21 protein-coding genes are annotated in these 20604 nt (G+C 56.3%); 9 read left to right on the top strand and 12 right to left on the bottom strand.

Features of this window, described 5'->3' with window-relative positions:
• Window position 1: 1 nt before the first annotated feature.
• Together btsR and M8Q36_RS14415 are read right to left on the bottom strand one after the other, a co-directional pair.
• Window positions 2-721 carry a two-component system response regulator BtsR gene (btsR, locus tag M8Q36_RS14420; protein WP_017459820.1) on the bottom strand — a complete coding sequence of 240 codons (720 nt, stop codon included), beginning with the start codon at window positions 719-721 and terminating at the stop codon, window positions 2-4.
• Window positions 715-2403: a sensor histidine kinase gene (locus M8Q36_RS14415; protein WP_020454358.1), complete on the bottom strand. Its 1689-nt coding sequence runs from the start codon at window positions 2401-2403 to the stop codon at window positions 715-717. The genes btsR and M8Q36_RS14415 overlap by 7 nt, the downstream gene beginning before the upstream one ends.
• Before the next feature lie 219 nt (window positions 2404-2622).
• On the opposite strand from M8Q36_RS14415, the gene mlrA reads away from it, so the two are divergent.
• Window positions 2623-3354, top strand: a complete 732-nt coding sequence (mlrA, locus tag M8Q36_RS14410) for an HTH-type transcriptional regulator MlrA (protein WP_249881322.1) — start codon at window positions 2623-2625, stop codon at window positions 3352-3354.
• Between the two features lie 60 nt (window positions 3355-3414).
• Window positions 3415-3528 carry a protein YohO gene (locus tag M8Q36_RS14405; RefSeq protein ID WP_020454361.1) on the top strand — a complete coding sequence of 38 codons (114 nt, stop codon included), beginning with the start codon at window positions 3415-3417 and terminating at the stop codon, window positions 3526-3528.
• On the opposite strand, the gene M8Q36_RS14400 is transcribed toward M8Q36_RS14405, so the two are convergent.
• The 5 genes from M8Q36_RS14400 to bglX form a co-directional block, all read right to left on the bottom strand.
• Complete coding sequence (locus M8Q36_RS14400; protein ID WP_249881321.1) at window positions 3503-4240, bottom strand: ABC transporter permease; 738 nt, start codon at window positions 4238-4240, stop codon at window positions 3503-3505. The genes M8Q36_RS14405 and M8Q36_RS14400 overlap by 26 nt on opposite strands.
• Window positions 4224-5171, bottom strand: a complete 948-nt coding sequence (locus M8Q36_RS14395; protein ID WP_249881320.1) for an ABC transporter ATP-binding protein — start codon at window positions 5169-5171, stop codon at window positions 4224-4226. Before M8Q36_RS14395 ends, M8Q36_RS14400 begins: the two co-directional genes overlap by 17 nt.
• A complete protein-coding gene (locus tag M8Q36_RS14390) occupies window positions 5164-6318 on the bottom strand; it encodes an ABC transporter permease (protein ID WP_249881319.1) in 1155 nt (384 codons plus the stop codon). Before M8Q36_RS14390 ends, M8Q36_RS14395 begins: the two co-directional genes overlap by 8 nt.
• An 8-nt stretch (window positions 6319-6326) precedes the next feature.
• Window positions 6327-7244, bottom strand: coding sequence for a glycine betaine ABC transporter substrate-binding protein OsmF (osmF, locus tag M8Q36_RS14385; protein ID WP_249881318.1), 918 nt, complete (start codon window positions 7242-7244; stop codon window positions 6327-6329).
• 149 nt (window positions 7245-7393) lie between these two features.
• Entirely contained in the window at window positions 7394-9691 is a 2298-nt protein-coding gene (gene bglX / locus M8Q36_RS14380) for a beta-glucosidase BglX (RefSeq protein WP_249881317.1), read from the bottom strand.
• A gap of 308 nt (window positions 9692-9999) precedes the next feature.
• On the opposite strand from bglX, the gene dld reads away from it, so the two are divergent.
• Together dld and M8Q36_RS14370 are read left to right on the top strand one after the other, a co-directional pair.
• Entirely contained in the window at window positions 10000-11736 is a 1737-nt protein-coding gene (gene dld, locus M8Q36_RS14375; protein ID WP_249881316.1) for a D-lactate dehydrogenase, read from the top strand.
• A gap of 101 nt (window positions 11737-11837) precedes the next feature.
• Window positions 11838-12392: a GNAT family N-acetyltransferase gene (locus M8Q36_RS14370; protein ID WP_249881315.1), complete on the top strand. Its 555-nt coding sequence runs from the start codon at window positions 11838-11840 to the stop codon at window positions 12390-12392.
• On the opposite strand, the gene pbpG is transcribed toward M8Q36_RS14370, so the two are convergent.
• Together pbpG and M8Q36_RS14360 are read right to left on the bottom strand one after the other, a co-directional pair.
• On the bottom strand, window positions 12393-13337 hold the full coding sequence (gene pbpG, locus M8Q36_RS14365) for a D-alanyl-D-alanine endopeptidase (RefSeq protein WP_017459803.1): 945 nt from the start codon (window positions 13335-13337) through the stop codon (window positions 12393-12395).
• A gap of 170 nt (window positions 13338-13507) precedes the next feature.
• Window positions 13508-14095, bottom strand: a complete 588-nt coding sequence (locus M8Q36_RS14360; RefSeq protein ID WP_017459802.1) for a Yip1 family protein — start codon at window positions 14093-14095, stop codon at window positions 13508-13510.
• Window positions 14096-14265: 170 nt separating this feature from the next.
• Between M8Q36_RS14360 and M8Q36_RS14355 the strand changes: the two genes are divergently transcribed.
• Complete coding sequence (locus M8Q36_RS14355) at window positions 14266-14850, top strand: DedA family protein (RefSeq protein ID WP_200550414.1); 585 nt, start codon at window positions 14266-14268, stop codon at window positions 14848-14850.
• On the opposite strand, the gene M8Q36_RS14350 is transcribed toward M8Q36_RS14355, so the two are convergent.
• On the bottom strand, window positions 14847-15620 hold the full coding sequence (locus M8Q36_RS14350; RefSeq protein ID WP_249881314.1) for an SDR family oxidoreductase: 774 nt from the start codon (window positions 15618-15620) through the stop codon (window positions 14847-14849). The two genes, M8Q36_RS14355 and M8Q36_RS14350, sit on opposite strands and share 4 nt — an antisense overlap.
• Window positions 15621-15729: 109 nt before the next feature.
• Here M8Q36_RS14350 and yohP point away from each other — a divergent pair, with 109 nt between their 5' ends.
• Complete coding sequence (gene yohP / locus M8Q36_RS25475; RefSeq protein WP_000698460.1) at window positions 15730-15813, top strand: small membrane protein YohP; 84 nt, start codon at window positions 15730-15732, stop codon at window positions 15811-15813.
• A gap of 39 nt (window positions 15814-15852) precedes the next feature.
• Here the strand turns inward: yohP and M8Q36_RS14345 are convergent, their stop codons facing one another.
• Complete coding sequence (locus M8Q36_RS14345) at window positions 15853-16809, bottom strand: MBL fold metallo-hydrolase (protein ID WP_249881313.1); 957 nt, start codon at window positions 16807-16809, stop codon at window positions 15853-15855.
• Between the two features lie 73 nt (window positions 16810-16882).
• Between M8Q36_RS14345 and M8Q36_RS14340 the strand changes: the two genes are divergently transcribed.
• Window positions 16883-17797 carry a LysR family transcriptional regulator gene (locus M8Q36_RS14340; protein ID WP_249881312.1) on the top strand — a complete coding sequence of 305 codons (915 nt, stop codon included), beginning with the start codon at window positions 16883-16885 and terminating at the stop codon, window positions 17795-17797.
• Between the two features lie 421 nt (window positions 17798-18218).
• On the opposite strand, the gene dusC is transcribed toward M8Q36_RS14340, so the two are convergent.
• Window positions 18219-19169: a tRNA dihydrouridine(16) synthase DusC gene (gene dusC, locus M8Q36_RS14335; protein WP_249881311.1), complete on the bottom strand. Its 951-nt coding sequence runs from the start codon at window positions 19167-19169 to the stop codon at window positions 18219-18221.
• Between the two features lie 220 nt (window positions 19170-19389).
• Between dusC and M8Q36_RS14330 the strand changes: the two genes are divergently transcribed.
• The gene (locus tag M8Q36_RS14330) at window positions 19390-19788 is read left to right on the top strand and encodes a CidA/LrgA family protein (protein ID WP_045510813.1); all 399 of its coding nucleotides are present in this window, start codon (window positions 19390-19392) and stop codon (window positions 19786-19788) included.
• The gene (locus M8Q36_RS14325) at window positions 19785-20480 is read left to right on the top strand and encodes a CidB/LrgB family autolysis modulator (protein ID WP_249881310.1); all 696 of its coding nucleotides are present in this window, start codon (window positions 19785-19787) and stop codon (window positions 20478-20480) included. The genes M8Q36_RS14330 and M8Q36_RS14325 overlap by 4 nt, the downstream gene beginning before the upstream one ends.
• Window positions 20481-20604: the final 124 nt, after the last annotated feature.

Here is a 20604-nt window from a genome sequence, read left to right as displayed (position 1 = left end):
TTTACAACCCCAACGCCTCTTTTAAATTTTTCAGATAACGCCGACTCACCGGCACCGTCAGGCCATCGCGCAGCAGTAACTCCGCCTGGCCGTTATCTTCCAGGCGGATCTCTTTCAGGTGCGCCATATTGACCAGGTACTGGCGGTGGCAGCGCACCAGCGGCGTACGGCTCTCCAGCGTGCGCAGCGTCAGCTCGGTAAACCCCTCTTTGCCCTCCTGGCTGGTCACATACACGCCGCTCATGCGGCTACTGACAAACGCCACTTCGTCCATCTGCAATAACCAGATCCGGCTGTGCCCGGTACAGGGAATGAATTTCAGCGCTTCCTGGTTTTCCGGCAGCACCGACACATCCTGCACGTTTCGCTCAAGACGCAGGCGGCTGAGGGTTTTCTCCAGCCGACGGGCTTCAATCGGTTTAAGCAAATAATCGAACGCGTGTTCTTCAAACGCCTGCACCGCGTACTCATCAAACGCGGTCAGGAACACGACATACGGCCGGTTTCCCGGATCGAGCATCCCGACCATCTCCAGCCCGCTAATGCGCGGCATCTGGATATCAAGAAACAGCACATCCGGACGCAGTTTATGCACCGCGCCAATTGCTTCGACGGCGTTGCCGCACTCGCCAACAATCTCAATATCGCTCTCTTCCTGGAGCAGAATACGCAGGTTTTCCCGGGCCAGCGGTTCATCATCAACAATCAGCACTTTTAACATGCGTGTTCCTCCAGCGGGAGTCGTAGGGTAATGCGGGTAAACAGATCCGGCTCGCAGGCAATGGTAATGCCGCACTCATCGCCAAACCGCGCACGCAGGCGCTTATCCACCAGGCTCATGCCTAATCCACTGGCGTCGGTTTTCGGCTGGTACAACCCGGCATTGTCTTCAATATCCAGCACCAGATGCCGCCCGTCCTGGCTGGCGTTAATCATAATCTCGCCCACGCCGAGCAGGTGCGACGTGCCATGTTTGATGGCATTTTCCACGATCGGTTGCAGGGTAAACGCCGGAAGTTGCAGGTGCGACAGCGCTTCCGGCACATGTAATTGCACCTGCAAGCGCGACTGAAAACGCGCTTTTTCAATTTGCAGGTAGGCGTTCACATGTTCAATTTCGTCCGCCAGCGTCACCACTTCCGACGGGCGTTTTAAATTTTTACGAAAGAATGTCGAGAGATATTGCACCAGCAACCCGGCCTGATCGCTGTCGCGGCGGATCACCGCTTTTAGCGTGTTCAGGGCATTAAACAGGAAATGCGGATTTACCTGCGCGTGCAGCAGCTTAATTTCCGACTGGGTGAGCAGCGCCTTTTGCCGCTCGTACTGCCCGGCAAGGATCTGCGCCGAGAGCAGTTGCGCTATCCCCTCGCCCAGCGTGCGGTTGATAGAGCTGAACAGGCGGTTTTTCGCCTCATATAATTTGATGGTGCCCACCACGCGCTGGTTTTCGCCACGCAGCGGGATCACCAGCGTCGAACCGAGTTTGCATTGCGGGTGGAGCGAACATTGGTAGGGCACTTCGTTGCCGTCGGCATAAACCACTTCGCCGGTTTCAATGGCGCGCTGCGTCCAGACCGACGAGATAGGCCGCCCCGGCAGATGGTGATCGTCGCCGGTGCCGGTGAAGGCCAGCAGTTTTTCCCTGTCGGTTATCGCCACCGCGCCAATATCGAGCTCTTTATAGAGCACCAGCGCCACCTTCATGCTGTTCTCTTCATTAAAACCCTGGCGCAAAAACCCTTCCGTCGACGCCGCCACTTTCAGCGCGGTAGCAGAAAACGCCGAGGTGTACTTTTCGAACATTGCGCGCTTATCGAGCAGGATGCGCATAAACAGCGCCGCACCAACGGTATTGGTGACCATCATTGGCGCGGCGATGCTTTGCACCAGGTGCAACGCGCTATCAAACGGACGGGCGATAAGCAGGATAATCAGCATCTGGATCAGCTCCGCCACGCAGGTCACCGCCCCGGCGGTAAACGGGCTGAACACCAGATCGGTGCGCCCGCGTTTGATTAGCGCGCGGTGTACCAGGCCGCCGAGCAACCCTTCAACAAACGTAGAGAGCATGCAGCTCAGCGCGGTCATGCCGCCCATCGAATAACGGTGAATACCGCCGGTTAACCCGACAAGACCGCCCACTAACGGGCCACCGAGCAGGCCGCCCATTACCGCGCCAATCGCGCGCGTGTTGGCGATAGAATCCTCGATATGCAGGCCGAAGTAGGTGCCGAGAATGCAGAAAATGGAGAAGGTGACATAGCACAGCAGCTTATGCGGTAAGCGAACGGTTACCTGCATCAGCGGAATAAACAGCCGCGTTTTGCTCATCAACCAGGCGATAACCAGAAACACGCACATCTGCTGAAGCAGCAGCAACACCAGATTGAACTCGTACATACCCGCCACACCACATCAACTAAAGCGCGTAACATACAGGGTGTTTTCAGATGTTTCTTTGAAGCGCTGCAAAAAAATACAAAATCGTGCTCCGCATCACAAAGTAAGCCACATTGATTAACCGTTCGCACACATTTTGCGCAATTTTGCGGCTGCGCATCCTGTGCCAGGCGGCAGCGGCTACAGTTATACAGGGAGTCGGCTGGCGAGGGTAACACCATGGCGCTTTACACAATCGGTGAAGTGGCGTTGTTATGCGAAATCAACCCCGTGACGCTGCGGGCCTGGCAGCGACGTTATGGACTACTACAACCCCAGCGCACGGATGGCGGCCACCGGTTATTCACCGAAGAGGACATTGACCGCATCCGGGAGATCAAACGCTGGATCGAAACCGGCGTACAGGTCAGCAAAGTGCAAAAGCTGCTCTCTTCGGCGCTGGAAGAGACGCGAGATGGCTGGCGCGCCCAGCAGGAAACCGCCCTGCAATACCTGCAACAGGGCGACCCGCATCGCCTGCATCAGTGGATCAAAGAGCACGGGCGCGACTACCCGGCCCAGGCGCTGGCAGCGCATCTGCTTATCCCCTTACGATTACGCCTACAATCTCAGCAGCCCGCCCTGCTGGCGATGCTGAGCCTGCTTGACGGGATCCTGATCAATTACATTTCCGGCTGCCTGACTTCTGCGCGTAAAAAACCGGGCAAAGACGCGCTGGTGATTGGCTGGAATGTGCAGGACACCACGCGGCTGTGGCTGGAGGGCTGGATGGCAAGCCAGCAGGGATGGCGGGTGGATATTCTGGCGCACGCCCTGCCCCAGTTGCGCCCGGAGATGTTTCCCGGCCGGACACTGCTGGTGTGGTGCGGCGAAACACCGGGAGAAGCACAGCAACAGCAGATGCTGGCATGGCGCGAAGCGGGGCACAGCGTCTGGTTGCTCGGCATTTAATGTTTTATTAACAACTCAACTTGCCTTTATAATGCCCGCCTGATTCAGAAGGAGCATAAAATGAAGTCTGGTAAAATTGTTGTTATCGCTATCTTTTTGCTGATGGCTATCGGCGGCATTGGTGGCGTCATGCTCGCCGGTTATTCGTTTATTGTGCGTGGCGGTGTCGGTTGAGCCGCTGCGCCAGCCGCTCAAATCCCCGATCGACAATAATTGCTGCCAGCGCCACCAGCACTGCCCCCTGCACCACATAAGCCGTATTAAAACCGCTCAGGCCAATGATGATTGGCGTCCCCAGCGTACTTGCGCCCACCGTTGACGCGATGGTGGCGGTGCCGATATTAATGATCACCGACGTGCGCACCCCGGCGATGATCATCGGTGCGGCGAGCGGCAACTCCACCTTCAACAACCGCTGCCATGCGCTCATGCCCATGCCTTTCGCCACGCTTTGCACGCTTTCCGGCACCGAGGCGATCCCCGCCAGCGTGCCCTGCAAGATCGGCAATACGCCATACAGTACCAGCGCAATAATTGCCGGTTGTTTACCAAAACCCATTACCGGCACGGCAATCGCCAGCACCGCCACCGGGGGAAAAGTTTGCCCCACGGCGGCAATGGTTTCCGCCAGCGGGCGAAACTCCCGCCCGGCAGAACGTGTGACCACAACGCCTGCGCCGACCCCCAGCACAATCGCAATCACGCTGGAAATCGCGACCAGCGAGAAATGGGCGACAGTCAGAGAAATAAAACTCTCCTGCAAATAGACCGGGCGCGGAAGTTGCGGAAAGAACGCGCTAAACAGCGCTGCGCTGTGCGGCAACCAGACCAGCAGCGCAACAAACAGCGTCATCAACCACAGCAGCGGGTCACGCAGGATCTTCACAAGCGGCCTCCACGCGCAGTAAATCGCGAAAATGCAGGCTGCCGCAGGGCTGCCCCTGCGCATTATTCACCGGCAGCACCTCGCACTGCTGGGCGACAAACGCCGAGAGCGCTTCACGCAGAGTCATCGCCTCCTGAAGCGGTTCGCCGACAGCAACGCGTTCACTGCGCAGATAACCGCTCACCTGGCGCAATGAGAGCAGCCGCACGCCAAGCTCGCTGCGGCCAAAAAACTCGCGCACAAAATCGTTACGCGGCGCGGTCAGCATCGATAATGGCGTCCCCTGCTGGACCACCTTTCCGCCATCCATCAGTACCAGGTGATCGGCCAGTTGTAAGGCTTCATCAATGTCATGCGTTACCAGCACAATAGTGCGCCCAAGCAGACGGTGAATGCGCACCATCTCCTGCTGTAACGCCGCGCGGGTTACGGGATCAAGCGCACCGAAAGGCTCATCCATTAACAGCACTTCTGGGTCGGCGGCAAGCGCGCGGGCAACGCCCACCCGCTGCTGCTGCCCGCCGGAAAGCTGATGCGGAAAGCGCTCGCGCAGGGCGGGCTCCAGCCCCAGCAGGGCCATCAGTTCATCGACCCGTGCGTCACGCTTCGCGCGCGACCATTTTTGCAGTTGCAGCACGGTGGCAATGTTCTGCGCTACCGTCCAGTGAGGAAATAAACCAATCGACTGAATGGCATAACCCATGCGACGGCGCAATTCCAATACCGGCAGCGAGCGGATATCCGTCCCGGCAAACGTAATCGTGCCTTCGTCATGCTCCACCAGCCGGTTAATCATCTTCAGGGTGGTGGATTTCCCCGATCCCGAGGTGCCAATCAGCACCGAAAACGCACCAGTTTTAACCTGTAAATCGAGATGGCTTACCGCGGGCTGCCCGGCAAAGGTTTTACTGACGTTATTAAATTCAATCATGATGTTTCACCTTCAGCAGTGCTATCCCTAAGGCAAATAACGCATCAACGATCACCGCCATGGCGATAACCGGAATGACGCCCAGCAGCACCAGATCCAGCGCGCTGCTCAGCAGCCCCTGAAAGACCAGCGCACCAAACCCACCCGCACCGATCAATGCGGCAATCACCGCCATCCCGACTGTTTGCACCGCCACCACCCTCAGGCTGCGCAGTAGCAGCGGAAGCGCCAGCGGCACGCGCACCTGCCAGAAACGCTGGCGCGCGCTCATGCCCATCGCTTCGGCGCTTTCCAGCACCTCCTGCGGCACTTGGTTTAACCCGGCGACCACACCGCGCACCAGCGGCAGTAAGGCATAGAGAATTAACGCTATCAGCGCGGGTGTCATGCCGGTGCCGGCAATTCCCAACTGGCTAAGTTCGGGGAATTGTTTTACCAGCCCGGCTAACGGCGCAATCAGTAAGCCAAACAGTGCTACCGAAGGAATGGTTTGAATAACGTTGAGCACCGCGAACACCGGCCCCTGGCGAGAGGGATGACGATAGCACCACAGCCCGATGGCAAAGCCGACCACCAGCGCAGGTAGCAACGTGCCAAACAACAGCGTTAAATGCTGCGCCAGCGCATCGTTGAACACATCCTGCCGATTGGTGTATTCGCGTAGCAGCGAGAGATTATCCAGCGCGCCGCTGAGCAATAAATAGAGAGGAAAGCACCACACCTGCGCATGCAGCAGCCAGCGCCACACGGGGTTGGAGACAACGCGGCGAATCGCATCGCTACAGGCCAACAGCGTTAGCGCCAGCCACAGCCACAACCCGCTGCCGGGCGACGTGCGCGCCAGCGGGCTGCCCGTTTGTACGAGATCGGTCGCCGCCCTGCCCGCACTCCATATCAGCAGACAGAACAGCACTTCGGTGAACAGCAGAGTTGCCACCTGCGCACCGCGACCTGGAATAAAGCTCATTGCCAGTAAGAGACAGGGCGCAAGGAGCCACAGCGCGGAAAAAAGCTGCCATAAGGCGCGGCTTTCACCGGAAACCAGCCGGTTTGGCGCATAGTTCACAAACGGCAGCCACGCCGCCAGCCCGCCCAGCACCGCCAACAGCAACAACACACGGTTATGGCAGCGTATCGAAACATCCATAGGGGTAATTATTTCACCAGGCCTTTTTCTTTCAGGTAGTCTGCCGCGACTTTCTTCGCATCCAGCCCTTCCACCGCAATGCTGGCGTTGAGTTTTTGCAGCGTTTTCTCATCCAGGCTGGCAAAGACCGGTTTCAGCCACGTATCGAGTTCCGGGTAGGCTTTCAGCACAGATTCGCGTACTACCGGCGTTGGTGCGTAGATGGGCTGCACACCTTTCGGGTCGCTCAGGGTTTGCAGACCGAGCGCCGCCACCGGGCCATCCGTACCGTAGGCCATCGCCGCGTTAACACCAGAGGTTTGCTGCGCCGCCGCTTTGATGGTGACCGCCGTATCGCCACCGGCCAGCGACAGTAGCTGATCCTGTTTCAATTTAAAGTCATAGGCTTTTTCAAAGGCGGGCAGCGCATCGGTGCGCTCAATGAATTCAGCCGACGCGGCGAGCTTAAAGTCACCGCCCTCTTTCAGGTAGCGGCTCAGATCCTCAAGCGAGTTAAGTTTGTTTTTCTGTGCCACATCCTGACGCACCGCGATTGTCCAGGTGTTGTTCGCCGGGGCGGGGGTTAGCCATACCAGTTTGTTTTTTTCAGCATCCAGCTTTTTGACTTTTTCGTAGCCCTGCTGCGCGTTTTTCCATGCGGCATCGTTCTCATCTTTAAAGAAGAAGGCACCGTTACCGGTGTACTCCGGGTAAATATCCAGCTCGCCAGAGGTGATCGCGCCGCGCACCACTGGCGTGGTGCCGAGTTGCACTTTATTGACTGTTTTTACGCCATGACTTTCCAGAACCTGCAAAATGATATTGCCCAGCAGCGCCCCTTCGGTATCAATTTTGGAACCGACCTTTACCGGCTCCGCCGCCTGGAGCGGCAGGCTCACTGCGGCCATCAACCCTATTGAGCACGCAATCTTTTTCATGATTGTCATTGTACTTCCCTCATTTTTTACCGCCTTTTTCAGCAGCTTGAGAAAAGAGCGTAGCCGAAAATTAGCGGCTTTGTCGCGTCAGAAGGTTAAACGATTAAGGAATAAGGTATAGCGAGGGAAATCAGGCCGGTTTCCCGGCCTGTGAGAGGTTAACGCAGTTCGAACTCGCCCTGGTTAACGCGCGCGGAATCAACGCCGATAAAGACATTAAATTTGCCTGGCTCCGCATCGTACTTCATCTTCTGGTTCCAGAATTTCAGCGCATTGATATCGATCGGGAAGCTAACGGTTTGAGTTTCGCCCGGTTTCAGGTTCACCTTATCAAAGCCGCGCAGTTGTTTTACCGGACGGCTCATTGACGCGGTGACATCCTGCAAATACATCTGAATAACCGTTTCGCCTTCGCGTTTGCCGGTGTTGGTCACTTCAACGCTGGCGGTCACTTTGCCGGTACGCGTCATCGACGGTGCAGACATCTTCACGTCAGAAACCTTGAAGGTGGTGTAGCTCAGGCCATAGCCAAACGGATAGAGCGGACCGTTCGCTTCGTCGAAGTAACGAGAGGTGTATTTGTTCGGTTTATCGGCATCATACGGACGCCCGGTATTCAGGTGGCTGTAATAGACCGGGATCTGCCCGACAGAGCGCGGGAAGGACATCGGCAGTTTGCCGGACGGGTTGTAATCACCAAACAGAATATCGGCAATGGCGTTGCCGCCTTCGGTGCCGGCAAACCAGGTTTCCAGAATGGCGTCGGCTTGTTGATCCTCTTTCACCAGCGCCAGCGGACGACCGTTCATCAGCACCAATACCAGCGGTTTGCCGGTGGCTTTCAGCGCGGCAATCAAATCGCGCTGGCTCTGCGGAATGGTGATATCGGTACGGCTGGAGGCTTCATGCGCCATGCCCTGCGCTTCGCCCACTACCGCAACAACCACGTCGGATTTTTTCGCCGCGGCGACCGCTTCATCAATCATCGCTTGCGGGGAGCGCGGATCGACAACCACTGCCGGTTCATAAAGATTGAGGAAATTAACGATATCTTTGTCATTGGTGATGTTTGCCCCTTTGGCGTACACCACTTCACCTTTACCGGCCAGCGCGTTGCGGATACCGGTCAGCACGGTAACGGACTGATCGGCAACGCCTGCCGCAGACCAGCTGCCCATCGAATCGCGTTTGCTGTCAGCCAGCGGGCCCACCACCGCCACGGTGCCCGATTTTTTCAGCGGCAGCGTTTCCAGACGGTTTTTCAGCAGCACCATGCTTTCACGCGCCACTTCCCGCGCTTCTTTGCGGTGCAGACGGCTTTCGGCATTGGTATCTTTCGGGTCGCTCTCTTTCGGCCCCAGGTGGCTGTACGGATCGTTAAACAGCCCCATATCGTATTTCACATTCAGCACGTGGCGGGTGGCATCATCCAGCTCCGCCATCGTCACTTTGCCGGATTTCACCAGGCCCGGCAGGTATTTGCTGTAGTACTCGTCGCTCATACTCATGTTGATGCCGGATTTCAGCGCCACGCGCACGGCGTCTTCCGGGTCGGCGGCGGTGCCGTGTTTAATCAGCTCTTTAATCGCCCCGTGATCGGAAATGGTGATGCCTTTAAAACCCCACTCATCGCGCAGCAGATCTTTCAGCAGCCATGAATCGGAGGAAGCCGGTGTGCCGTTGAGGGAGTTCAGCGCCACCATCACGCCGCCGCTGCCAGCGTCCAGCGCGGCTTTATACGGCGGCATATAGTCATTGAACAGGCGCTGCGGGCTCATATCAACGGTGTTGTACTCTTTACCGCCCTCTACCGCGCCATAGGCGGCGAAGTGTTTCACGCTGGTCATCACCGCGTAGCGATCGGCCGGGCTTTTGCCCTGCATCGCTTCGACCATGGTGCGCCCCATTTCAGAGGTCAGGTACGTATCTTCGCCAAACCCTTCGGAAACGCGGCCCCAGCGCGGATCGCGCGAGACATCAACCATCGGCGCCCAGGTCATATTCAGGCCGTCATCAGCGGCTTCATAGGCAGAAACGCGACCAACGGTTTTCACCGCATCAAGGTTAAAGCTGGAGGCAAGACCGAGGCTAATCGGGAAGACGGTACGCTGGCCGTGTACCACGTCATAGGCAAAAAACAGAGGGATTTTCAGGCGGCTTAGCTGCATCGCCTGATCCTGCATGGCGCGAATATCCTGCCGGGTGACGGTGTTAAAAATTGCGCCGACCTGGCTTGCTTTGATCATGTCGCGAATGGCTTCTTTTGGGTTATCCGGCCCGACGCTGATTAAACGCAGCTGGCCGATTTTTTCATCGACCGTCATTTTTTTGAGCAACTCAGTGACAAACGCATCCCTTGCTTCTGGCGTCAGCGGATGGTTGCCGAACATCTCTTCCGCCAGCACTGGTTGCAGCGCGAGGCTCACAGCGACACCTACAGAACATAGCCATTTCATGTCGTTTACTCTCTTGTTTTTTCACCCATAACCGCGGTCACTGGCCGCGAAAGAAACGCAGTGTGCCATAATCCTGGCACGTGTTGCAGAGTTGGACTCTGATTTTTATGCGAATTCGCTCCCCCGTTTGGTTTTACGGGGCTAACATTAATGCGCACTTTACACGTCATCATGCATAACGCGCCAAAGCGGCAGGTCTTCACATTCTTAAGACGCTTACTGAGATAAGCTTCCGGGCGCTAACGCCAGTAAAAAGCGGCCCGAAGAATGAAATGTCTTGAACAATGATTAGCCACAAGGAGTGGATAATGTCACATCCAAACAACGCGTTTATCAGCGAACTCAAACGGCTGGTTGGCGCTTCTCATCTGCTTACCGACCCGGCCAAAACGGCCCGCTATCGTAAAGGCTTTCGTTCTGGCCAGGGCAATGCGCTGGCGGTGGTTTTTCCCGGCTCGCTGGTCGAATTGTGGCGCGTTCTGCAGGCCTGTGTTAACGCCGATAAAATTATCCTGATGCAGGCGGCGAACACCGGGCTGACGGAAGGATCAACGCCAAACGGCAATGATTATGACCGGGACATCGTGATTATCAGCACCCTGCGTCTTGATAAGCTGCATCTGCTGGATAACGGCGAACAGGTGCTGGCCTATCCTGGTACCACGCTCTATTCGCTGGAAAAAGCGCTTAAACCGCTGGGTCGCGAACCGCATTCGGTGATCGGCTCCTCGTGCATTGGCGCATCTGTTATCGGCGGGATCTGCAATAACTCGGGCGGTTCGCTGGTGCAGCGCGGCCCGGCCTACACCGAAATGTCGCTGTTCGCGCGTATCGATGAGCAGGGCAAACTGGTGCTGGTGAACCATTTAGGCATTTCGCTGGGGGAAACGCCGGAGCAGATCCTCAGTAAACTTGATGACGATCGTGTGAACGATAGCGACGTGCTGCACGACCAGCGCCACGGCCACGATCATGATTACGTCACCCGCGTGCGCGATGTCGATGCCGACACCCCGGCGCGTTACAACGCCGACCCGCAACGCTTGTTTGAATCCTCCGGCTGTGCGGGCAAACTGGCGGTTTTCGCCGTGCGTCTGGACACCTTCCCGGCCGAAACGCGCCAGCAGGTCTTCTACATCGGCACCAATCAAACAGCAGTGCTGGCGGAGATCCGCCGTCATATTCTGGCGAACTTCGAGCATCTGCCGGTCGCCGGTGAGTATATGCATCGCGATATTTACGATATCGCCGAACGCTACGGCAAAGACACCTTCCTGATGATCGATAAACTCGGCACTGACAAAATGCCGTTCTTCTTCACCATGAAAGGCCGCACCGAAGCGCTGCTGGAAAGAGCGACGGTGTTTAAGCCGCATTTTATTGATCGCTCCTTACAAAAAATCAGCGGCTTTTTCCCGTCTCACCTGCCGCCGCGCATGAAAGCGTGGCGCGATAAGTATGAACATCACCTGCTGCTGAAAATGTCCGGCGATGGAATTACGGAAGCAGAAAACTGGCTGAAAACCTACTTTGCCAGTGCCGAGGGGGATTTCTTTGTCTGTACGCCGGAAGAAGGGAGCAAAGCGTTTTTACACCGCTTTGCCGCCGCCGGTGCGGCAATCCGTTACCAGGCGGTTCATGCCGATGAAGTGGAAGATATTCTGGCGCTGGATATCGCGCTGCGCCGCAATGACAACGACTGGTTTGAGCATCTGCCGCCGGAAATCGACAGCCAACTGGTGCATAAACTCTATTACGGCCACTTTATGTGCCATGTTTTCCACCAGGATTACATAGTAAAAAAAGGCGTGGATGCCCATGCGCTGAAAGAGCAAATGCTGGAACTGTTACGCCAGCGTGGCGCGCAGTATCCGGCCGAGCATAACGTCGGCCATCTGTATGAAGCCGCCGAGCCGTTAAAACGTTTTTATAAAGAAAACGACCCGACAAACAGCATGAACCCCGGCATCGGTAAAACCAGCAAGCGTAAGTTCTGGCAGGAAGACGCTGCTACGGATAACGCATCGTCAACGGCGATGAAATAACCCGGCAACGGGCTGTATTGTGTGCTCCTTTCGTAATAGAGTAGCGAACAGCGCCAGAGAAACGTTTCTATGGCCGCCTGCTTTGAAGGAGCACACCCGTCATGTCAGCTGTCGATATCTTATCCGGTCCTGCGGTGGTAGTGCGCGACGCCTGCCCTGATGATGTTCACGCTATCGCCTCGCTTTACGCCTGGCATGTTCTGCACGGCCGCGCCTCCTTTGAAGAAGTCCCGCCTACTATTGATGAAATGCGCACCCGCATGAACAACATCGCCAGAGAGGGTTTACCGTGGATGGTGGCGCTCTATCACGGCATTGTGGTCGGCTATTGCTATGCCGGTTATTACCGTCCGCGCGAGGCGTATCGCTATACCCTTGAAGAGTCGATTTACGTGGATGCCAGTATGACCGGGCGCGGCATTGGCAGTACGTTGATGAGCGCGTTGATCGCACGCTGCGAAGAAGGCCCGTGGCGGCAACTGATTGCGGTGATAGGCGATGGCAACAACAATTCCGGTTCGCTGCGACTGCATAAAAAGCACGGTTTTGAGATTGCCGGGCAGTTGCGAAGCGTCGGCTACAAGAAAGGCGACTGGCGGGATACGCTGATTATGCAGCGTCCACTCAACGACGGTGACTGGACGCTGCCGGAGTAATTAATCGTTTTGCGCGGTCTGCTCACCCGCAGACGGGTTTTGCGCCATCTGCGCCGCTTTCTGGCGCTTATAGCTCAATGCAGAAGCCGGAACCGGCTGCACTTTGCCCGTTTCAATCCAGGTGCGTAAACGGCTGGCATCGGCAAAATGGGTAAATTTGCCAAACGCATCCATCACCACCAGCGCCACCGGTTTGTTGTTAATCACGGTGCGCATCACCAGGCAGTGACCTGCCGCATTGGTAAAGCCTGTTTTGGTTAGCTGAATGTTCCAGTTATCGCGGTACACCAGGTGGTTAGTGTTGCGAAACGGCAGCGTGTACGCCGGGTTGGCAAAGGTCGCCATCTCTTCACGCGTGGTGCTTAACTGACCAATCAGCGGATACTGTTTGGTGGCAATCAGCAGTTTGCTCAGATCGCGGGCGGTCGAGACGTTGTGAATCGACAGCCCCGTCGGTTCCACATAGCGCGTATTCGTCATGCCTAAGGCTTTCGCTTTGGCGTTCATCGCCGCGATAAAAGCGTTATAACCGCCCGGATAGTGGTGCGCAAGGCTCGCTGCCGCGCGGTTTTCCGAGGACATCAGCGCCAGCAGCAGCATATCTTTACGGCTGATTTCGCTATTGAGGCGCACGCGAGAATAGATCCCTTTCATCTCCGGCGTCTGGCTGATATCCACTTTGAGTTTCTCATCCAGCGGCAGGTGCGCATCCAGTACCACCATCGCCGTCATCAGCTTGGTAATGGAAGCAATAGGACGCACCAGATCAGGGTGGCTGGAGTAGATAACCTGATTGGTTTGCAGATCGACAATCATCGCGCTACCTGAAGCAATTTCAGGTTGTGCGGCGGTGGTCGCCGCTGTGGTTTTCGCGACGGCAAACGGCGCCACGGGCGCAGCCAGGATTAACGCCAGGCTTAATAAGGAAACTCGAAATTTCTGCATGGTGAGACTTCTGAAAATTATTCACGCACGTTATTACGCACACCGCTTCTGTCAGCCGGAGCAATAACAGAGCTGGCTTTGGCATAATAGCCGCCACGCAGGGTTGTCGCCAGAGGATAATCGTTGCGAGAGATTGCGTTGCCGACATTTACGCCAGCAACGCAACAGGTTTAGAACAAGCGGTAACCGTAACCCCACAGGATCACCGTCAGCGCCAGCAGCACTTCGAGCACCAGCACCCCGATCGCCAGCGTCGAGCTTGAGAAACTCAACCCCTCTTCTTTATTGATATTCAGGAAGGTCGGGATACCGACATACAGCAAGTAGCCGGTGTAAAACAGCGCCACCGTCCCCACCAGCGCGCAAAGCCACACCAGCGGATAGAGCGCCACAATCCCACTGAGAAACAGCGGCGTCGCCACATAACCGGCGAACACCATACAGCGCCCTAATGAAGGCCGCTGCGGCAAGCTACGCGCCATCCACCAGATAACGCGGCCCATCACCGCCACGCCTGCCAGCATCAACGCATAGAACAGCACCGCCAGATAGAAACCGGTAAACAATGACAGCGTCACCACACTGTTTTCGCCAAAATTCCAGCCAATTTGCGTGGTACCAATAAACGCACAAACAACCGGAATCGCCGCCATGATTAGCACATGGTGGGTGTAGTGATGCGAAATTGTCTCGTTTTCGCCTTTGATAACCTGCATTTCACGATCGGGATGGGAAAAGAGTCCCCAGACATGGTTCATAACGCCCCCTCGCTGAAAGCCCGAACATCGACACTGTCAGTATAATTCACTATTGCGATTATTTTTTGTACAGCAACAAAAATGCCGCGACAACGAAACGGCGTCATTCCGGCGAAGGCGCGATATCGGGTGTATGCTTATAAGCGTTTTACCGGGAGGACGTAAAAACAATGGATATCAATCATCTGATTAGCCAGTACGGCTACGCCGCGCTGGTGATTGGCAGTGTGGCTGAAGGAGAGACAATTACCCTGCTGGGCGGTGTTGCCGCGCACCAGGGGCTGTTACGGTTCTGGCTGGTGGTGGTATCCGTGGCGCTTGGCGGCATGATCGGCGATCAGCTGCTTTATCTGGTCGGCAGACGCTACGGCACGAAAATCCTGCGCCGCTTCTCCCGCCACCGGGACAAAATCCACCAGGCACAGTCGCTCATCCGCCGCCATCCCTACCTGTTTGTTATCGGCTCACGTTTCATGTACGGCTTTCGCATTATTGGCCCGCTGTTGATTGGCACCAGTCGTTTGCGACCGAAAATCTTTCTGCCGCTCAACATTGTTGGTGCCATCGTCTGGGCGCTACTGTTTACCACGCTCGGTTACGTCGGCGGGGAAGTGATTGGCCCCTGGCTGCACCAGTTCGACCAGCATGTAAAACGCTGGATCTGGCTGATTCTTGCCATCGTGCTGGTGGTTGCGCTGCGCTGGTGGTTTCATCATCGGCGGAAAAAACGCCAGCGCAACGCGTCAAACGACTAAGCCGTTTTCGGTTTGAACTGCGGGTTAGCCAGCATAAAACCGCCATCAATAATCAACGATTGTCCGGTGGTGTAGCTGGCATGTTCTGAACAGAGCCAGGCGACCATGCTGGCTATCTCTTTGGTGGTGCCTGGTCTTGTCAGCGGAACAATCGGCAACGACCCCGGTTTTGCATCTTCGTCGCGCATGTTATTCATCGGCGTGGCTATCGCCCCCGGCGCGACGGCGTTCACCAGAATGTTGTGATCCACCAGCTCCAGCGCCATCGATTTGGTTAACCCGCCGAGCGCGTGTTTGGCGGCGGTATAGGCGCTGGCGTCCGGCAACGGCGTATGCTCATGCACCGAGGTGATATTGACGATGCGCCCGCCCTGCCCCTGCTGCACCATGTGCCTGGCGGCGATTTGCGAGCAGAGAAACGCGCCGTCGACATCCACGGTGAAAATGCTGCGCCAGTCCTCAAATTTCATATCAAGAAACGGGGCTTTGCTCATCGCCCCGGCATTATTCACCAGCACATCGATACGCCCGAAGCGGGAAATCAACGTCTCAATCGCCTGCGCCCCTTCCGGCAACTGGCTAAGATCGAGATGGATGGTTTCCGCCCGCCGCCCAAGATCCTCAACATGCAACGCCGCCTCTTTCGCGCCGTTTTCATCCGAATGCCAGGTAATGCCGATATCAAATCCCTGTTCCGCCAGCATCAGTGCACACTGTCGGCCAATCCCGGAATCGGCGGCGGTCACAATCGCAACTTTGGTTACAGGCATAGGTCGTCCTCTGGTTAACAAATAGACAGGTAAGTATAGGAAAAAGGCACAACTGCGTGAGATTGCCTACGCTTTTAACTACCCGCATATAAAAAGGACGAAGAAAATGATGAAGATATTGCTTTGGGCAATCCTGATTATCTTTCTGATTGGTCTGCTGGTGGTCACCGGCGTGTTTAAGATGATCTTCTAACTGTGCAGCCGGGTAGCGCCCGCTACCCGGCATTACGGGTTAATTCCCCTTCGCGCTGTAATTCACCGGCACCCAGCGATAGCCGTTCTCCGCTTTCATCACTTTACCGATGCCGGGAAAAGCAATATGCGCTGCGGCCACCCAGTCCCCTTCGCGCGCGACCTGCGCCAGCACGGTCTCACGGGTTTTAACCGCCTGCTGCTGGTTAACATCAAAATGGATCGCCACTTCCGGCTGCGGTAGTTGCACCGGGTGCGCATGAATAATATCGCCCCACAACATCAGCGTCTTACCGCCGTGAGTGACGCGGTAAATCACGCTGCCTGGCGTATGGCCCGGTGCCGGGATCGCTTCAATGCCGGGGATAATTTGCGTCGGCGCGCGGAAAGGGCTGAGCTTACCGGCATCTATCACCGGGCGCAGTGAGCGCTCGGACTCCGCAAAAGTATGGCGCTGCCCCTCTTCCACCTCTTTTTCATGTGCCGGGTTGAGCCAGAACTCGACATCCCGCTGATCGACCCGCACGGTGGCATTGGCGAACACCGGTTTGCCGTCGCGCTGTACGCCGCCGGAGTGATCGGCATGGATATGCGTCAGCAGCACGGTATCGATGGTGGCCGGATCAATGCCCGCCGCACGCAGGTTTTCCGGCAGATGACCGCCCGCGTCGCCAAACAACTGCCCGGCACCGGCATCCACCAGGATTAACTGCTTACCGGTGTTAATCACAAAGGCGTTGATCGAGGTTTCGGCATTGACGGGTAAACTGGCCTGCGCCATCCGTTCCTGCAACTGCTCCGGGGTGATATGGGTCAGCAGTTTGTCAAACGGCACCGCGACGGTGCCATCGGAAACGGCGGTGATTTGCCAGTCGCCCATTGCCATGCGGTAAAAGCCCGGCGCTTGCGGCTGGTGCGTTGAGAGCGGTGTGGCAGCAATAGCGCCAAAACTCAAACCCGCCGTCGCCAGCGCCAACAGAAGTGGATAATGTTTCATACTCTTCTCCAGTCGTTTTCATTGCGCCAGTATCCGGCAACGGCTACTATCACTCCAATTGATTGGAGCAATAATGACTATCAAAGAGAATGATTTCCGCAAAATCGATCTTAACTTGCTGATCGCCTTTGCCGTGCTGTTTCGCGAACAGAGCGTTTCTGCGGCGGCGGATAAGCTGCATCTGGGTCAACCGGCGGTGAGCGGTGTGCTGTCGCGCCTGCGCACCCTGTTTGACGATCCGCTGTTTATTCGTAGCGGTCATAAAATGCAGCCCACCGCGCGCGCCGTCGAGCTGCATACGGAACTGCTACCGCTGCTGGAGCAGTTGCAAAGCGCGCTGTTTCAGCAAACGGCCTTTGATCCGCAGACTGCCAGCGTCACGCTGACGCTTGGCATGGCGGACTGGGTGGAAATGTGGCTGATGCCAAAGCTGATCCCGGCGCTGCAACAGGCCGCGCCCGGCATGCGTCTGAATGTGGTGGCCAGCGATCCGTTCAGCGATGCCGGTCGGCTGGAAGGCGGCGAAATGGATATGGCGATAAGCGTCGCCGAAGCCGGGCCGCGCTGGCTGGAGCGCGACGTGCTGACCACCATGCCGTTTATCACGCTCTGGCACCCGCAACAGCTGGCATTGAGCGCACCGCTGGATATCGATACTTTTGCCGCACAGCCGCATTTAATGGTCAGCTACCGGGAAGCCACCAGCAGCCACTTCGACACGCTACTGGCCAAAACCGGCCATCAGCGCCGCATCCACTACACCACGCCGCACTTCGCCGCCCTGCCAGGATTACTGGAGACCATGTCAGCACTGGCGACCGTACCAGCAGGTCTGGCGCAGGAGTGGCAGCGCACGCGAGGGTTTGCAAGCAGTCCGCTGCCGCTGGATGTGCAGCCAATTGAGGTGGCGATGCTGTGGCATCAGCGTCACAGCAGCGATCCGGCGGTAATGTGGCTGAAAGAGTTTATCGCTAAACGCCTTAACTGACGCGTCTGCCCGGTTTGTGCGGGCAGAGCGGGTGTTATTTCAGGCTTTCACCGTTACTGCCGCGATACCCGTAGAAATTTTTCTCAGGGCTGCGCGGCCGGGGTGCCTTGCCGTTAGCATCAATAAAACCGTAACGCCTGGCGCTCTCCGCTTTGGCGGCGCTTTCCAGATCAACCGGCTTTCACCGGGTGTAACTTATCACCACTTGTGCGCGCGACTGCCGCCCGGCACCACGACAACAACGTTGTTTACTATTTTGGCGCTATTCATTCCGACCCCGGAAACAAAAAAACCTGACCTCCGGCAGTTGCCAGATGATCAGGTTTCGCCTGCTTACGCAGTAACAATCCACACCCGCACTTCAACCCAGCTTTATTCGAGCGCATAACGAGACCGCCTGCGAAAGGTTCACCGGCGCGTGTCAGACGCCAACGCGGCTGCGCTGGCGGGCGATTGCTTGTGCGATATCGTCGGAATGTTTATAGGCGCGGATCTCAGTAAACAGCTCGCTGGCCTCAAGATATTCTTTGCGTAAATAACCGAGCCACTGTTTGATGCGCGCAACATGATACAAACCGGTATCGCCCTGCTTTTCCAGCCGCGAATATTTCGCCAGTAGCGCGACAACCTCCGGCCACGGCATACGCGGCTCGTTGTACTTCACCACCCGGCTCAGATTCGGCACATTCAGCGCGCCACGGCCAATCATCACCGCATCGCAACCGGTGGCTGCCATACAATCCTGCGCACTTTGCCAGTCCCAGATCTCGCCATTGGCAATCACCGGAATGGTTAGCCGCTTGCGGATCTCACCGATGGCCTGCCAGTTGATGCACTCCGCTTTGTAGCCATCTTCTTTGGTGCGCCCGTGTACCGCCAATTCGCTGGCGCCGGCCTGCTGTACCGCATCGGCAATTTCAAACGCGCGTGCGGGGCTGTCCCAGCCAAGACGCACTTTTACCGTCACCGGCAGGTGCGACGGCACCGCTTCACGCATCGCTTTTGCGCCACGGTAAATAAGCTCAGGATCTTTGAGCAACGTCGCGCCACCACCGCTGCCGTTGACCAGCTTCGACGGGCAACCGCAGTTGAGATCGACGCCCCAGGAGCCCAGTTCAACCGCGCGCGCCGCATTTTCCGCCAGCCACTGCGGGTATTGTCCTAAGAGTTGAATACGCACCAACGTACCGGAAGGCGTACGGCTTTGACGATGCAGTTCCGGGCAGATTTTATAGAAGGATTTTACCGGCAGGCGTTGATCCACCACGCGCAAGAATTCGGTGATGCATAAATCATAATCGTTAACCTCGGTCAGCAGCTCGCGCACCAGCGAATCGAGCACGCCTTCCATCGGCGCCAGTAATACACGCATATCTCGCCCCATAAAAAAGAGGCGCCATAGTAGCGTCTCTGTTCAGGCGTGGAAAGTGCCTTTCTTCACTACACTTTTGGCTATATCGCGCGGTAAATCTTGTGGGAATGCATAACGTTCCTGAATGGAATGTTTGGTATGCTCACAATTCATGATGTGATCAGTAGCACGTTTTTCGCTTTAATTGTATGATGAATGCGTTTCGACAAGGGCTTTCACCATGAGTAACTCACTGAATATTATCTGGCAGTACCTTCGTGCGTTTGTGCTTATTTACGCTTGTCTCTACGCAGGCATTTTTGTTTCATCGCTGCTGCCTATTGCTATTCCGGGCAGCATTATCGGCATGCTGATTATGTTCGTGCTGCTGGCGCTGCAAATTCTGCCCGCCAAATGGGTAAATCCCGGCTGCTTTATTTTGATCCGTTACATGGCGCTGCTGTTCGTGCCCATCGGCGTTGGCGTGATGCAATATTACGACCTGCTGCGCGCGCAGTTTGGCCCGATTGTTGTTTCCTGTGCGGTGAGCACAATTATCGTCTTTTTGGTGGTGAGCTGGAGCACCCATCTGGTGCACGGCGAGCGTAAAGTGGCAGGACAAAAAGGTCAGAAAGAATGATGACGTATATCTGGTGGTCGTTACCGCTGACACTGGCGGTGTTTTTCGCCGCGCGTAAACTCGCCACGCGTTTCAAGCTACCGCTGCTCAACCCGCTGCTGGTGGCGATGGTGGTGATTATCCCGATCCTGCTGGTGACGGGCATTCCATATGACCACTATTTCCTGGGCAGTAAAATTCTTAACGATCTGCTGCAACCCGCCGTTGTTGCGCTGGCGTTTCCGCTCTATGAGCAGTTACATCAGATTCGCGCCCGCTGGAAATCGATCATTACTATCTGCTTTATCGGCAGCATGGTAGCGATGTTTTCCGGTACCGCTGTGGCGCTGCTGATGGGCGCGACACCGGAAATTGCGGCGTCGATATTACCCAAATCCGTCACCACACCGATCGCGATGGCGGTTGGCGGCAGCATTGGCGGTATCCCGGCAATCAGTGCGGTCTGCGTGATCTTTGTTGGCGTATTGGGCGCGGTGTTCGGCCATACCTTGCTGAACCTGATGCGTATCACCACGAAATCGGCTCGCGGGCTGGCAATGGGCACCGCCTCACATGCGCTGGGTACCGCGCGCTGCGCTGAGCTGGATTATCAGGAAGGGGCGTTCAGTTCGCTGGCGCTGGTGATTTGCGGGATTATCACTTCGCTGGTCGCACCGTTTCTGTTCCCGGTTATCCTCGCGTTGCTGGGCTAAAATTTGCGATACGTCGCGCATTTTTAATTTGAGTTTCATAAGTTGCACATACAGTGTGAAGTGAATCACACATAGAGGCTATGCAGCCCCGTAAACTACGATTCCAATACACTGCTATGAGGCA

The sequence above is a fragment of the Kosakonia sp. R1.Fl genome (genome assembly GCF_023516815.1).
GTDB lineage: Bacteria > Pseudomonadota > Gammaproteobacteria > Enterobacterales > Enterobacteriaceae > Kosakonia.
The sequence above is the reverse complement of the archived record's forward strand: the minus strand, read 5'-3'. Positions and strand labels throughout refer to the sequence as shown.

Bases quoted from the DNA above. Each gene is read 5' to 3' on its own strand.
- osmF (WP_249881318.1), bottom strand. From the start codon at position 7,244: ATGACAATCATGAAAAAGATTGCGTGCTCAATAGGGTTGATGGCCGCA.
- M8Q36_RS14350 (WP_249881314.1), bottom strand. From the start codon at position 15,620: ATGCCTGTAACCAAAGTTGCGATTGTGACCGCCGCCGATTCCGGGATT.
- pbpG (WP_017459803.1), bottom strand. From the start codon at position 13,337: ATGCAGAAATTTCGAGTTTCCTTATTAAGCCTGGCGTTAATCCTGGCT.
- btsR (WP_017459820.1), bottom strand. From the start codon at position 721: ATGTTAAAAGTGCTGATTGTTGATGATGAACCGCTGGCCCGGGAAAAC.
- M8Q36_RS14360 (WP_017459802.1), bottom strand. From the start codon at position 14,095: ATGAACCATGTCTGGGGACTCTTTTCCCATCCCGATCGTGAAATGCAG.
- bglX (WP_249881317.1), bottom strand. From the start codon at position 9,691: ATGAAATGGCTATGTTCTGTAGGTGTCGCTGTGAGCCTCGCGCTGCAA.
- M8Q36_RS14405 (WP_020454361.1), top strand. From the start codon at position 3,415: ATGAAGTCTGGTAAAATTGTTGTTATCGCTATCTTTTTGCTGATGGCT.
- M8Q36_RS14390 (WP_249881319.1), bottom strand. From the start codon at position 6,318: ATGGATGTTTCGATACGCTGCCATAACCGTGTGTTGTTGCTGTTGGCG.
- M8Q36_RS14415 (WP_020454358.1), bottom strand. From the start codon at position 2,403: ATGTACGAGTTCAATCTGGTGTTGCTGCTGCTTCAGCAGATGTGCGTG.
- M8Q36_RS14330 (WP_045510813.1), top strand. From the start codon at position 19,390: ATGAGTAACTCACTGAATATTATCTGGCAGTACCTTCGTGCGTTTGTG.
- M8Q36_RS14325 (WP_249881310.1), top strand. From the start codon at position 19,785: ATGATGACGTATATCTGGTGGTCGTTACCGCTGACACTGGCGGTGTTT.
- M8Q36_RS14370 (WP_249881315.1), top strand. From the start codon at position 11,838: ATGTCAGCTGTCGATATCTTATCCGGTCCTGCGGTGGTAGTGCGCGAC.
- dusC (WP_249881311.1), bottom strand. From the start codon at position 19,169: ATGCGTGTATTACTGGCGCCGATGGAAGGCGTGCTCGATTCGCTGGTG.
- dld (WP_249881316.1), top strand. From the start codon at position 10,000: ATGTCACATCCAAACAACGCGTTTATCAGCGAACTCAAACGGCTGGTT.
- M8Q36_RS14395 (WP_249881320.1), bottom strand. From the start codon at position 5,171: ATGATTGAATTTAATAACGTCAGTAAAACCTTTGCCGGGCAGCCCGCG.
- M8Q36_RS14340 (WP_249881312.1), top strand. From the start codon at position 16,883: ATGACTATCAAAGAGAATGATTTCCGCAAAATCGATCTTAACTTGCTG.
- M8Q36_RS14355 (WP_200550414.1), top strand. From the start codon at position 14,266: ATGGATATCAATCATCTGATTAGCCAGTACGGCTACGCCGCGCTGGTG.
- M8Q36_RS14345 (WP_249881313.1), bottom strand. From the start codon at position 16,809: ATGAAACATTATCCACTTCTGTTGGCGCTGGCGACGGCGGGTTTGAGT.
- mlrA (WP_249881322.1), top strand. From the start codon at position 2,623: ATGGCGCTTTACACAATCGGTGAAGTGGCGTTGTTATGCGAAATCAAC.
- yohP (WP_000698460.1), top strand. From the start codon at position 15,730: ATGAAGATATTGCTTTGGGCAATCCTGATTATCTTTCTGATTGGTCTG.